The organism is Salinibacterium sp. (assembly GCF_031364185.1).
In the GTDB taxonomy this organism is placed as follows: Bacteria; Actinomycetota; Actinomycetes; order Actinomycetales; family Microbacteriaceae; genus Rhodoglobus.
On the sequence record NZ_JANLVV010000336.1, the window covers coordinates 1 to 12,975 of the forward strand.

Below are 12,975 nucleotides of genomic sequence, written 5' to 3' on the forward strand. Positions count from 1 at the left end.
GGTGTTAGCGAGTCACTGGCGCCGGTAGCGCAGTGGAGGGCGTCGGTGCAGGGTCAGTTTGCGGCGCGGAAGGCGATGCAACCACAGGAGCGACTGCGCTTCCGCTTGTTGCGGCCGTGTCTACCAGCGGCATTCCGGCGAGCAGGGAGTTGGTAATCAGGTTGCAGTTTCCGCCGCACCCCATCGGGTCAGCCGTTCCTGGTGAACCGTAGACCGCGCCGGAGGCGATGTTCAGGGTAAGCGGTGCGGGATTCGGCACCATCCCAAAATGTGCAGCGTTCATGGCGAGACGTTGGCTCGAGCTCAGGACGTTCAGGGTCTCGCTGCGGGCATCTTGCGCGCGCAGAAGTTCCTTCTGCTGCTGCTGCAGGGCCTCGATCTGGAAGGCACCATCCGAGACGACAATGCTGAGCATCAATTGGGCGGCGAAGATCAGGAACAGGCTCAGGATGGTGACCACCGCGTACGCAAGTTTTGGGCGAGCCCGGCGCTGCTCGCGGGTGGTGACGATCTCAATGTGGGGATGTGTCGTGGGCGCCGGAGCGACAAGCGGTCGAGCATAGGCGGCTGAAGCGCTCATGCGATATCCCTCAGACGTTCGACGGCCCGAAGCCGCACGGATGCTGCTCGCGGATTACGAGAGATTTCGTCGTCGCTTGCGCGCTCGGCACCGCGCACGAGCAATCGAAGTTCCGGGCGGTGCTCGGGCAATTCGACCGGCAGACCGCGCGGGGCCGTGGATGCCGACCGGGCCTGAAGCACTCGCTTGACAATGCGGTCTTCCAACGACTGGTAGGACAGCACCACCATCCGCCCGCCCACGCCCAGCGCGTCGACCGCGGCGGGGAGGGCTCGCTCGAGCACTGACAGTTCCTGGTTCACCTCGATACGCAGGGCCTGGAACACGCGTTTGGCGGGATGGCCAGCACGTTGGGCGGCGGCGGGCGTTGCCGCAATCACTAGTTCGACGAGCTCGGCCGAGGTCTCCAGCGGCTTCTCTTCACGACGCTGCACAATGCGGCTGGCGAATCGCGGTGCTAGTTTTTCATCGCCGTACTCGTAGAAGATTCGGCGAAGCTCGCCCTCGCTGTAGGTAGCGAGGATCTGCGCAGCAGTACGCTCGCTTGTGGCATCCATCCGCATATCCAGCGGCGCGTCCCTGGAGTACGAGAAGCCGCGATCCACGCGATCGAGCTGCAAAGACGAGACGCCCAGATCGAAAAGCACTCCGTCGACCGTTGTCAGGCCCAGGCGCCCCAACACCGGAACGACCTCGTCGTAGACGGCGTGCACGAAATGCACCCTCGCCGCGAACGGCTCTAGTCGACGCCGCGCGATGGATAGGGCGTCCTGGTCGCGGTCAATGCCGACAAGGATGATCCCGGGAAAGCGCTGGAGGAATGCTTCGGCATGACCGGCCATCCCCAGGGTTGCGTCGAGGAGAACGGCGCCGTCATTGTCGAGCGCGGGGGCGAGCAATTCGATCGTGCGCTCGAGGAGTACCGGCGTATGGATGGTGTTATCAGACATGATGAAGGGGAAAATTCGCTGCTACTTCGTCGTTGACGCTGATCCCCATCCGGTCCGACCTGGCATCGGGGAAGAAAGCCAGGGCGTACGGCTGGGAGTCAGCGTCAACGACTCTGTGGTGTCGAATCACAAGAGACCCGGAATCACCTCCTCCGTGGTGTTTGCGAAGTCAGATTCGGCGCTCTCGTAATAGGTGTTCCAGGCTTCGGTGTTCCAGATCTCGGCACGATCGCCGGCGCCGATTACGGTGAGTTCTCGACCAAGACCGGCGTACTCACGAAGATTCGCGGGGATCGTCACACGGTTCTGGCTGTCAGGTACCTCCTGGTTGGCACCCGAGAGGAACAGTCGCAGAAAGTCGCGGGTCTGCTTGCTGGTGAGGGATGCCTGGCGCACCTTGTGCTGGATGTTCTCAAACTCGCGTTGGCTAAAGACGTAAAGACAGCGCTCCTGGCCCCGGGTGACGACCATTCCGGACGACAGTTCGTCGCGGAACTTCGCGGGCAGGATCACCCGCCCCTTGTCATCGAGCTTGGGGGCATAGGTGCCAAGGAACACGGCAGCCTCCCCTCATTCTCCGGCCCGGATTCAGATAAGCTCCACTTTACTCCACTTTGCTCCACAATTCTCAAGAAAACTCAAATACTTCCCCAAAAACATTCTCAGTTACCCGTAAACAGGGGGCGCCTGGGGGTGGAGGGAAATGCCGGGCTTCGGCTTCATCGCTCCTCCACCGGGCACAAAAAAGGGCCAGCCCGAAGGCTGGCCCCACTAGGAAAGGGTGTTACTCGCGACCGTCCTGACGTTTCTCCCAGCGGTCGTTGAGGTTCGACATGAACGTCGATGAACCTCCTCGGGGCTTGCCCTGTGTCGGCGACTCCTTCGGCGGCGGGACGGAACCCGTGCGAGGCGGTGCGAAGATCAGCAGTACGCCGACAAACATCACGGCGAAACCCAGGATGCCAACGAGCGGCTGGCGGACAATCACGCCAGCGACGAGAGTCGCGATGCCAAGCACTCCTACCAGGACTCCCACGACGAGCACCCGGTAATTGGGTCGCCCGCGGTTCGGATTGACCGTCGCGACGAAATCAGCGTCGTTGTGATAGAGACTTCGCTCCATCTCCTCCAGGAGTCGCTGCTCCTGCTCGGAAAGTGGCATCCTGTTCCCCTCGCATCTCGGGATAACCGCGTAAAACTCATTCCACGCGTGAACCTTAATAGTACGCCCGCAACGATGGCTAGGCTAGACGGGTGGCTGAGAGTACCCGGTTAGTTGACCTTGTTCAACTGAGAGTTGACGAGTTCGTTTCCGAACGCACGAGGGAACTTGCCGCAATCGCACCTGAGCTTGGCCACTTCACCGATGTGACCCGCTCTTTCCTGTCGGGCGGCAAGCGATTTAGAGCTCTGTTCTGCTACTGGGGTTGGCAGTCTGTCACCGCCACCATCGATAACTTTGATCCTCTTGCCGACGCCGTCACGGGACCCGCGCTGCCGGGTATTGTCCTTGCGGCCTCTGCTCTTGAGGTGTTCCATGCGGCTGCCCTCGTACACGATGACATCATGGACAATTCGGACACCCGCCGCGGCGCCCCCTCGGCGCATAAACGATTTGAAACCCTCCACCGTGACGGTGCCTGGACGGGGGACGCCGTCGCCTTCGGTCGCTCTGCCGGCCTCTTGCTGGGTGACCTGCTTTTGGGGTGGAGTGACGAGTTATTCGATCGTGGCACCTCGTTGCTTGCCGATCCGGCCGCTGGTGCTGCCGGCCGTGCCGAGTTCGCCACCATGCGAACCGAGGTCACCGCGGGGCAATACCTCGACATCCTCGAAGAGAACGCGTGGGCAAGCTATCCGGATGCCGAGGCGCTGCCTCGGGCCCACCGGGTGATCGTATACAAATCAGCGAAATACAGCATCGAGGCGCCACTGGCAATTGGGGCCGCGTTGGGCGGCGGCAGTGCTGCGCAATTGGCCGCGCTGCGCTGCTTTGGACTGCCACTCGGGGTCGCATACCAGTTGCGGGACGACATGCTGGGGGTGTTCGGTGATCCAGATGTCACGGGAAAACCAGCCGGAGACGACCTCAGGGAGGGCAAACGCACCGTGCTCATCGCGCTGGCTCGCACTAAACTTCCCACCCACGTGCGGCACGTGATCGACGAGTTGCTTGGAGACTCCGATCTCGACTCACAGCAGGTCGAGATGATCCGCACCTCGCTGATTGAGTGCGGCGCGGTAGACCATGTGGAGCGCATTATCGACCACAACGTGGGTCTCGCGCAGGCTGCGATTCGGGATGCTCCGCTGGCGGCCTCTGCACGTAGCCAGTTGCTCGACCTCGCCGACACGGTCACCCGCCGGGTCGCATGACCTACTTCACGACGTCGTCTGCCTAGAAACCGAGCGCCTGGGCGACTCGGCGTACCTCGGCTTTGCGCCCCGCGGCCAGGGCAGTGATCGGGCTCACCCCGAGGCTCTGGTCCGTGTTGAGCAACCAACGCATCGATTCTTCGTCGTTGAAACCACTGTCGCTGAGCACGATAAGGGTGCCTTTGAGCTCGTGCATCGGCTCACCATTGACAATGAAGCCAGCGGGCACCTTCCACACCCCGTCGATCCGGCTCGCCAGGAGCGCGCGATCCTCAATCAGTCGCCGCACCTGGCTCACTTTGAGACCGAGCATCTCGGTGAGGTCGGGGATCGTCAGCCAGCGCACGTCGGGTGATTCAGTCACGCGTCAACCCTGCCATGGTCAGAAGTGAATACCGTGTTAAGCCCTCGGCAAGGGAATGTTTCCAACAAATTAATTGGTTTCACATCAGTCACAGTGATTGACACGGGTTACCACCTGTGCCAGCGTGATATGCGACATTACCGCCAGCATTGGCGCGGCATCCTCGCGGGGGCGAAGAGCGGAGCACAGATCATGACAGATATTCTGAACGACACCGGAGGTCTTGCAAGGAACGTTTTTGCAGGTCTTGTGCCTACTTCAGTCGCGGCCAGCCCGCGGACTGGCGAACGTACCCGGCAGGCGAGGAATGCTTTTGCGACGGGTTCTGTCCTTCTCGTCGGATCGATTGCCGCCATGACTCTCAATCTCTCCGGCCCGGTCGAGGCCGCCGAAGCCCGGCCGATGATGACTCCGCGCGGTTCAGCGTCCGAGTTGGGACGAACCATCCGCGAAGCCATAACTGCTGCCAACTCCGCGATCAAATCCACTGCGGCGTCCCTCTCTCGGGCGGCTGCGGCACCGGCACCCGTCACATACTCGGTGGCGGCAGGAGACACGATCAGCAGCATCGCCGGTCAGTTCGGCCTGTCCACCGCGTCCGTACTGGCGATGAACGGCCTCGGCTGGTCCTCGCTGATTTTCCCTGGGCAGGTCCTGACGCTGGGGATTCCGGCTCCGACCGTCGTCGAAGCGCCCGTTGAGGTCGCCCCCACCGTCAAATACACGATTGTGGCGGGTGACACGATCGGCTCCATCGCCGAACGGTTTGGGGTACCGACCGCCATTGTGCTGAGCGCCAATGGTCTCGGGGCATCAAGTCTGATCTTCCCGGATCAGAGCCTCACCATTCCCTCGGGAATTGCGCCCGCTGCGCCGATCGAGCCAGAACTTGCCGTCGACCTCGCTTCCCATTCCGCTGCGCTGGGTGGCGGTTCGTACACCATCGTCTCGGGCGACACCGTCGGCGGGATCGCTGCCGCACACGCCATCAGCGAACGGTCGCTACTTGACGCCAACGGCCTGCAACCATCCAGCCTTATCTTCTCCGGCGACACTCTGACACTGCCCGCGTCGGCCGCAGTTTCCACCGCCATCGCGACGACCGCTGTGGGGTCAGTTGTGACCATGATGGATGCCGAGATGCGAGCCAATGCGACGGTGATCGTCCAGGTCGGACACGAACTTGGAGTATCGAGCAGAGGGGTCGTCATTGCCCTGGCGACTGCAATGCAGGAATCGTCGTTGCGCAACCTGCAGTGGGGCGACCGTGATTCGGTGGGATTGTTCCAGCAACGCCCAAGCACCGGATGGGGCTCTGTGCAGCAGCTCACCACTCCTGACTACGCCTCCCGGCTTTTCTTCGGCGGGCCCACCAATCCCAATGCCGGGGTCACGCGTGGGCTGCTTGATATTTCGGGCTGGGAATCCATGCCACTCACCGTGGCGGCCCAGGAGGTTCAGACATCGGCATTCCCGACCGCGTATGCGCAATGGGAAGCTTCGGCACTGATGTGGTACTCCGAGCTTGACTAACCCGCTCAGTTTCGCTGGCAAGGCGAGATGTCACATCACAATTGCCGAGCCGATCCCGCGGCGAGCCGTGTCTGGTCCGTGAGCACCCAGCCCCGAACTTTAGAATCCTAGGGTGACCGTCAACAGCACCGACCCGATGATTGGTCGCCTCCTCGACGGTCGGTACCAAATCCGGTCGCGCATCGCGCGCGGCGGTATGGCCACCGTCTACCTCGCGACCGACCTTCGTCTCGAGAGACGGGTCGCCATTAAAATAATGCACGGTCACCTTGCCGACGACAGCAAATTCAAGGAACGCTTCATTCAGGAAGCTCGGTCGGCGGCGCGCCTGGCCCACCCGAACGTCGTCAATGTTTTCGACCAGGGCCAGGACAGTGACATGGCCTACCTCGTCATGGAATACCTGCCCGGCATCACCCTGCGAGACCTGCTCGCCGAGCACACATTACTGACGACCGAGCAGACCCTGGACATTCTGGAGGCGGTTCTCGCGGGGCTTGCGGCGGCCCATAAGGCCGGGATCGTGCACCGCGACCTCAAGCCAGAGAATGTGCTGCTGGCCGACGATGGTCGAATCAAGATCGGTGACTTTGGACTGGCTCGAGCCGCGTCAGCCAACACCGCGACCGGCGCGGCGCTTCTGGGAACGATTGCGTACCTCTCCCCCGAGCTTGTAACCCGGGGAGTTGCTGACACCCGCAGCGACATCTACGCGATCGGCATCATGATGTACGAGATGTTGACAGGCGAGCAGCCCTTTAAGGGCGAGCAGCCCATGCAGATCGCCTACCAGCACGCGAACGACTCCGTCCCGGCTCCGAGCCGCAAGAATTCCAGAATCCCGGCAGAACTTGATGACCTCGTGCTCTGGTCGACCTCGCGGGAGCCCGACGACAGGCCACGCGATGCTCGCGCCATGCTCGACCGCCTCTACGAGGTGCACAGCGACCTGATGACTGCTCTGCCGACGACAGCGGCCACCTCGGTGCAGCGCACCATGGTGATGCCCACGGCGGTGTCGGCGGATGCCACGGCAGAGACCCAGGTCATCGGCCAGCGCGGGCGTCTGCCGCTGGCCCCCTCCTCCGTGCACGCGCAGTCGACGTTGGTCCGGCGCTCGGGTGGCGACTCCACGTCCGCCCTTGCCGAGAAGGTCAGAAAGCGTCGCAGCCGCGCCCCTCTCGTTGTCATCCTCGTCCTGCTGCTGGTGGCGGCCGCTGGCACGGCTGGCTGGTATTTCGGGTTCGGCCCTGGCTCAAGTGTGACCATTCCGTCGAATCTTGCGGGGATGACCGTGCAGGAGGCTACTGCCGCCCTCGAGAACCTCGGACTGACAGTTAACCCCGAGGTGGGCACCACCAGCGATCCGGTGGTTGCGCCGGGCGCCGTGGCGAGAACCGATCCGCCATCCGGATCCAGCGTCGCTCGCGGGTCACCAGTGACACTGCTGACGTCAAGTGGCCCGAAATTGCTGGACGTGCCCGCCTTTGCGGGAATGACGGAGGATGACGCGAAGACCGCTATCACAGCGGCGCCGTTCGCTCTCGACGAGAATGTCATCCGCCAGTTCGACGACACCGTCGCGGCGGATACTGTCATTGATGCCCTCTCCGCGGACGGCGCCAGCCTTACCGGCGTGGCTCAATACGGCGAAGGCCAGTTGGTGACCCTGATCGTCTCATCGGGGCCACTTCCAGATCTGGCAGGCCTTACGGTCGACGAGGCATCCGGTGCACTGGATGAGGTAGGGCTCGCGTATGGCGAGGTTAGGGAAGAAGAGAATAGTGACACGATTCCCCAGGGTTCGGTCATCCGTGCCGTCCCGGTAGCCGGTGCCACGATAGTGCGCGAGGGCGACACCGTCGATCTCATCACGTCACGGGGCATCGAGCAGGTAGAAGTCCCGGATGTTGTAGGCCAGCCCTGGTCTACCGCGAAACAGATTCTGGTCGAATCGGGCTTCGACCTTCAGTACAACGGCGTCGCCGACCTGCTGCCCGACACGTTCATCGTGTCCGGGCTGAACCCCGGAGGCGGCGAACGAGCCCCGAAGGGCAGCAAGTTGAAGATCAGCTTCAGCGCCTAGAAAGCGGCCAGCTCTTCAGCCACCAGGAACGCCAATTCCAAAGACTGCATGTGGTTCAATCTCGGGTCGCATAATGACTCATAGCGGGTTGCGAGGGTAGCCTCGTCAATCTGCTCCGAGCCACCGAGACACTCCGTGACGTCGTCGCCGGTGAGTTCGATGTGGATGCCGCCCGGGTAGGTTCCCGCGGCACTGTGAGCGGCAAAGAAGCCCTTCACCTCGTCGACGACGTCGTCGAACCGACGAGTCTTGTAGCCGTTGGGGGTGGTGAGTCCGTTGCCGTGCATGGGGTCAGAGACCCAGAGCGGTGTCGCATCCATTCCTTTAATTGCCTCCAGCAGCGGGGGCAGAGCGTCGCGAACCCTGCCAGCACCCATGCGGGTAATGAACGTGAGGCGGCCTGGCTCGCGGTTCGGGTCCAGTTTGTCGATCAGGCGCTCCATGTCGTCGGCGCTGGTCGAGGGCCCGAGCTTGACGCCGATCGGGTTGCGCACACGAGAGAAATAGTCGACGTGGGCCCCATCGAGGTCGCGAGTGCGCTCGCCGATCCAGAGGAAGTGAGCACTCGTGTTGTACGGCGTGCCGGTGCGAGAATCGATGCGCGTCATCGGCCTCTCGTAGTCCATCAGGAGGCCTTCATGGCTGGAGTAGAACTCGACGCGCTTCAGTTCATCAAAATCGGCGCCTGCTGCTTCCATGAATTTTATGGCACGGTCAATTTCGCCCGCGACTTTTTCGTATGCGTGGTTGGCGGGGTTCTGTGCGAAACCCTTATTCCATGAGTGCACCTGGCGCAGGTCGGCAAAACCACCCTGAGTAAATGCGCGAACCAGATTGAGGGTGGATGCCGCGGTGTGATAGCCCTCGACCAGCCGAGCCGGATCGGCCTCCCGCGATTCCGGGGTGAAGTCGAATCCGTTGACAATGTCACCGCGGTACGCGGGCAGCGTGACGTCACCCCTGGTCTCGGTGTCGCTGGAACGCGGCTTGGCAAACTGGCCCGCCATCCGCCCCATCTTCACGATCGGCTTTGATGCCCCGTAGGTCAGCACTACTGCCATCTGCAGGATCGTCTTAACTCGGTCCCTGATGTTCTGTGCCGTGGCACCCGCGAAGGTCTCGGCACAGTCCCCGCCCTGCAGCAGGAATGCGTCACCCCGCGCGGCCGTGGCGAGCCGCTCGCGCAGCACATCGACCTCACCGGCAAAGACGAGGGGCGGAAGGCCCCCAATTTTGGCGGATGCGGCGCCGACGGCGTCACTGTCGGGCCATGTCGGCTGCTGCCTGATGGGCAGTGTGCGCCAATAGTCCAAACCGGCGATCACTGCAGGATCAGCGAGCACAACAGGTTCGGACGGGTCGACCACGAGAGGATTCCTTAGCTATGACGGGAGGGTATTTTTAGTACGGACGGGGCGCGAGGCCTCGCACAGCCTATCGGCTGCGAGAAGCCTTCTTTTCCTTGACCGAGCTGGCATAGGTGTCGACGTATTCCTGCCCGCTGATGCGACTCAGTTCGTACATGATCTCGTCAGTGATGGAGCGCAGGATGAACCTGTCACCCTCCATTCCCTCAAAGCGGGTGAAGTCGAGGGGCTCGCCAAAAATCACGCCAATGCGGCGCACCTTCGGGAGCTTGCTGCCAATCGGCATGACTTTCTCCGTATCAACCATGGCAACGGGCACGACAGGCACGTGCCCCTCAAGAATCATCCGGGCGACGCCCGTGCGACCTCGATACATTTTTCCGTCCGGACTGCGCGTGCCTTCCGGGTAGATGCCCAGCACTCCCCCTCGCGCAATGACCGCCAGCCCGGTGTTCAGCGAGGCCTCAGACGCTTTGCCCCCTGACCGGTCGATCGGCAGCATTCCTGTGCCGAGCAGGAAGTGTTTGGTCGCCCAATTCTTGAATCCCTTGCCCGTGAAGTAATCACTTTTGGCCAGAAAGTAGATGCGGCGATCGATCAGAAGCGGCAGAAAGATCGAATCGATGAAGGAGAGATGGTTGCTGGCAAGGATGACACCACCGGTTTTCGGGATGTTCTCAAGCCCGACGACCCAGGGCCTGAACACTGTCTTCAGCAGCGGACCAGCCACGAGGTTCTTCATGAACCAGTAGAACATCGCACTACCTCCGACCGGAAATCTCTACTCTAACGCTCCGTCGCGCGGACCCCAGGCGTCACTCCGGAGGCGGGCGAGATCCGCCGCGCCCACCACTCCGGCGTCGTTCACCAGCTCGGCCATCACGAAAGCCGGCTCAGGATGATATCCACGCGCTGGCAGATTCTCTCGGTACGCGTCTCGAATGGGATTCAGCAGGAGGTCACCCGCCACGGCCACTCCCCCGCCGAACACGAACATCTCGGGGTCAAGCACGGCACTGAGCGAGGCACAGGCCTGCCCGAGCCAGTGTCCGAGTTGCTCGAGTGCGCGGATCGCGCCAGGATCCTCGGCCGCGATCAGGGTGCCGACGGTGGCGCCATCCAGGGTTCCGTGTTGCCGGCGCGCTTCGGCAAGAGCGAGGCCAATACCACCCACGTCTGCAATCTCATTGGCCATTCGCAACAGCGCGCGCCCGGATCCGTATTGTTCGATACAGCCTCGCGCGCCGCAGCCACACGGAAGCCCGTCGGGCACCACCCTCATGTGGCCGAGTTCGGCTCCGGTACCGAATCCGCCCCGGAAGAGTTGGCCGCGAGACACGATTGCGCCCCCGACGCCGGTACCGATGGTGAGCATTGTCATGTCAGACACAGTGCGACCGGCCCCGAACCTGAATTCGGCCCATCCTGCCGCGTTGGCATCGTTATCAATGGTCACCGTGAGGTGGAGACGCTCGGAGAGCCGATCGCGCAGCGGCTCATTGCGCCAGTTCACGTTGGGCGTGTAGTAGACAGTCGACTGTTCGACGTCAATGAAACCCGGGGCGGCGACCCCCACCGCAGACACCTCGTGGCCCGCCGCGAGTTTCTGGACCATTGCCACTACCGCATCAATGATCGCCTCAGAATTGCCCGCATTGGTGGCAACCCGGTCTTCTGCGAGAATCTCACCGGCCTGCGTCACTACGGCGCCCGCAATTTTGGTCCCGCCGATGTCGATTCCAATGGCATGCACGATCGTCGAGTTTACCGAAGCCGATGACCTATCAATCCCGCCGCTCCCTGTCGCCGCTCCGAACACCGTCGACAGCGCCGGATCGCATCATAGAATGGGGCCACAAAGCCCCGACCGGTGCCGAAGGAGATGCCGTGAAACAGTTCGACGTTCCCGCCCTTGTGGAAGCAGACCCCACAGCCAACGCGACCGATCTACTCGTCGCGCGGGTCAAGGAAACCCCCAATACGATCCTCTTTGCGCTCCCCACATCGGATGGAGGCTGGTCGGATGTCACGGCCGCCGAATTTTTGGCACAGGTGACCGCACTCGCCAAGGGTTTTGTTGCCGCCGGAATCGAACCCGGAGACAAAATTGGCATCATGTGCAAGACCAGCTACGAATGGACGCTGATTGATTTCGCGGTGTGGTTTGCCGGAGCCGTTCTCGTGCCGATCTACGACACGTCTGCGCCCAGCCAAATCCTGTGGAACCTGACCGACTCAGGCTCAATCGGGATGATCACCGAAACGGCGCAGCACTTCGCCAGCTTTGATGAGATTCGCGCGGACGCACCCGCGGTGACCTACACCTGGAAGATCGACCTGGGTGATCTCGACAAGCTTGCCAGCTCCGGCGTCGCGGTCACGGATGTGGAAATCGAACGCCGTCGCACGATCGCACACGGTTCTGATCTCGCCACGCTGATCTATACCTCCGGCACTACGGGCAAGCCCAAGGGTTGCATCCTCACGCATTCGAACTTTGTCGAGACCAGCCGCAACGCCATGAGAGCAATACCGGAGGTCGTGAATCCGGAATCCAGCACCCTGCTGTTCATCACCATGGCCCACGTGTTCGCACGCTTCATCGCAGTGCTGTCGGTGCACGGGGGGGTCAAGGTCGGTCACCAAGCCGATACGAAGCTTTTGCTTCCTTCGATGGGCTCCTTTAAACCCACCTTTCTTCTCGCAGTGCCACGGGTGTTTGAAAAGGTGTACAACTCGTCAGAACAGAAAGCGGAGGCAGGTGGTAAGGGCAAGATCTTCCGCAAGGCAGCCGAGGTTGCGATCGCGCACTCGAAGGCCGTCGATGCGGGCACTGTGCCCTTCGGTCTCAAGCTCCAGTTCGCCGTGCTCGACCGCCTCGTGCTCAGTAAGATCCGTGCGGCGCTCGGCGGGAGGGTCGCCTACGCCGTGTCCGGCTCAGCACCTCTTGGACTGCGCCTCGGCCACTTCTATCGCAGTCTCGGGATGACCATTCTCGAAGGGTACGGTCTCACAGAGACCACGGCCCCTATCTCTGTCAACCTTGCCTCGAACTTCAAGATCGGCAAGGTCGGCCCGCCACTACCCGGTGTTTCAGTGCGCATCGCTGACGACGGTGAGGTGCAGGCGAAGGGAGTGGATGTCTTCGCCGGGTACTGGAACAATAAGCAGGCAACCGACGAGGCATTCGACGGGGAGTGGTTTCGCACGGGTGATATCGGGGTCATCGACGACGATGGCTACCTCGAGATCACCGGAAGAAAGAAGGAGATCATTGCCACCGCGGGCGGCAAGAAGGTCGCTCCCGCCCTACTGGAAGACCCCATCCGGGCAAATCCAATCATCGGCCAGGTAATCGTAGTCGGCGACCAAAAGCCGTTCATCGCGGCACTCATCACCCTTGACGACGAGATGCTCCCGGTGTGGCTAAACAATAATGGCCTGGATGCGACCATGACAGTGTCAGAGGCCGCCGTCAACCCGAGAGTCATCGCCGAAATCCAGAGCGCCGTCGATGCCGCGAACTCTCACGTGTCGCGGGCGGAATCAATTCGCAAGTTCGTCATCCTGGATGCCGATCTCACCGAAGGAAGCGGTCATTTGACACCCAAAATGAGCATCAAGCGAAACGTCATCCTGAAAGATTTCGCTGACTCGATCGAAGGAATGTACTCCGGTTCCCCCGAGACGGAGGGCATATCGCTGGCTCACTAGTCGAC

The 12,975-nt window shown here is 61.9% G+C and carries 12 protein-coding genes; 4 read left to right on the forward strand and 8 right to left on the reverse strand.

Features of this window, described 5'->3' with window-relative positions:
- Positions 1–4: 4 nt before the first annotated feature.
- The 4 genes from RMN95_RS14575 to RMN95_RS14590 form a co-directional block, all read right to left on the reverse strand.
- Positions 5–580 (reverse strand): hypothetical protein, encoded by a 576-nt coding sequence (locus RMN95_RS14575; RefSeq protein WP_309617631.1) that lies wholly within the window; start codon positions 578–580, stop codon positions 5–7.
- Complete coding sequence (rsmH, locus tag RMN95_RS14580; RefSeq protein WP_309617632.1) at positions 577–1,530, reverse strand: 16S rRNA (cytosine(1402)-N(4))-methyltransferase RsmH; 954 nt, start codon at positions 1,528–1,530, stop codon at positions 577–579. Before rsmH ends, RMN95_RS14575 begins: the two co-directional genes overlap by 4 nt.
- A 126-nt stretch (positions 1,531–1,656) precedes the next feature.
- Entirely contained in the window at positions 1,657–2,088 is a 432-nt protein-coding gene (gene mraZ, locus RMN95_RS14585; protein WP_309617633.1) for a division/cell wall cluster transcriptional repressor MraZ, read from the reverse strand.
- Between the two features lie 226 nt (positions 2,089–2,314).
- A complete protein-coding gene (locus tag RMN95_RS14590; RefSeq protein ID WP_309617634.1) occupies positions 2,315–2,692 on the reverse strand; it encodes a DUF3040 domain-containing protein in 378 nt (125 codons plus the stop codon).
- A 92-nt stretch (positions 2,693–2,784) separates the two neighbouring features.
- Between RMN95_RS14590 and RMN95_RS14595 the strand changes: the two genes are divergently transcribed.
- Positions 2,785–3,906 carry a polyprenyl synthetase family protein gene (locus tag RMN95_RS14595; RefSeq protein WP_309617635.1) on the forward strand — a complete coding sequence of 374 codons (1,122 nt, stop codon included), beginning with the start codon at positions 2,785–2,787 and terminating at the stop codon, positions 3,904–3,906.
- Between the two features lie 22 nt (positions 3,907–3,928).
- On the opposite strand, the gene RMN95_RS14600 is transcribed toward RMN95_RS14595, so the two are convergent.
- Positions 3,929–4,270, reverse strand: a complete 342-nt coding sequence (locus RMN95_RS14600; RefSeq protein WP_309617636.1) for an Rv2175c family DNA-binding protein — start codon at positions 4,268–4,270, stop codon at positions 3,929–3,931.
- Between the two features lie 354 nt (positions 4,271–4,624).
- Here RMN95_RS14600 and RMN95_RS14605 point away from each other — a divergent pair, with 354 nt between their 5' ends.
- Together RMN95_RS14605 and pknB are read left to right on the forward strand one after the other, a co-directional pair.
- Positions 4,625–5,803, forward strand: a complete 1,179-nt coding sequence (locus tag RMN95_RS14605) for a LysM peptidoglycan-binding domain-containing protein (protein ID WP_309617637.1) — start codon at positions 4,625–4,627, stop codon at positions 5,801–5,803.
- A gap of 136 nt (positions 5,804–5,939) precedes the next feature.
- A complete protein-coding gene (pknB, locus tag RMN95_RS14610; RefSeq protein WP_397545304.1) occupies positions 5,940–7,889 on the forward strand; it encodes a Stk1 family PASTA domain-containing Ser/Thr kinase in 1,950 nt (649 codons plus the stop codon).
- Here the strand turns inward: pknB and RMN95_RS14615 are convergent.
- From RMN95_RS14615 to RMN95_RS14625, 3 genes are all read right to left on the reverse strand, one after another.
- Entirely contained in the window at positions 7,886–9,256 is a 1,371-nt protein-coding gene (locus RMN95_RS14615) for a class II 3-deoxy-7-phosphoheptulonate synthase (protein ID WP_309617639.1), read from the reverse strand. The two genes, pknB and RMN95_RS14615, sit on opposite strands and share 4 nt — an antisense overlap.
- Before the next feature lie 67 nt (positions 9,257–9,323).
- Positions 9,324–10,013: a lysophospholipid acyltransferase family protein gene (locus tag RMN95_RS14620; protein ID WP_309617640.1), complete on the reverse strand. Its 690-nt coding sequence runs from the start codon at positions 10,011–10,013 to the stop codon at positions 9,324–9,326.
- 24 nt (positions 10,014–10,037) lie between these two features.
- Positions 10,038–11,009, reverse strand: a complete 972-nt coding sequence (locus tag RMN95_RS14625; RefSeq protein ID WP_309617641.1) for an ROK family glucokinase — start codon at positions 11,007–11,009, stop codon at positions 10,038–10,040.
- Between the two features lie 134 nt (positions 11,010–11,143).
- Between RMN95_RS14625 and RMN95_RS14630 the strand changes: the two genes are divergently transcribed.
- Positions 11,144–12,970, forward strand: coding sequence for a long-chain fatty acid--CoA ligase (locus RMN95_RS14630; RefSeq protein ID WP_309617642.1), 1,827 nt, complete (start codon positions 11,144–11,146; stop codon positions 12,968–12,970).
- Positions 12,971–12,975 lie beyond the last annotated feature (5 nt).

Excerpts from the sequence above, each read along its gene's own strand:
- RMN95_RS14590 (WP_309617634.1), bottom strand. The coding sequence starts at position 2,692 with ATGCCACTTTCCGAGCAGGAGCAGCGACTCCTGGAGGAGATGGAGCGA.
- RMN95_RS14575 (WP_309617631.1), bottom strand. The coding sequence starts at position 580 with ATGAGCGCTTCAGCCGCCTATGCTCGACCGCTTGTCGCTCCGGCGCCC.
- RMN95_RS14605 (WP_309617637.1), top strand. The coding sequence starts at position 4,625 with ATGACTCTCAATCTCTCCGGCCCGGTCGAGGCCGCCGAAGCCCGGCCG.
- RMN95_RS14620 (WP_309617640.1), bottom strand. The coding sequence starts at position 10,013 with ATGTTCTACTGGTTCATGAAGAACCTCGTGGCTGGTCCGCTGCTGAAG.
- pknB (WP_397545304.1), top strand. The coding sequence starts at position 5,940 with ATGATTGGTCGCCTCCTCGACGGTCGGTACCAAATCCGGTCGCGCATC.
- rsmH (WP_309617632.1), bottom strand. The coding sequence starts at position 1,530 with ATGTCTGATAACACCATCCATACGCCGGTACTCCTCGAGCGCACGATC.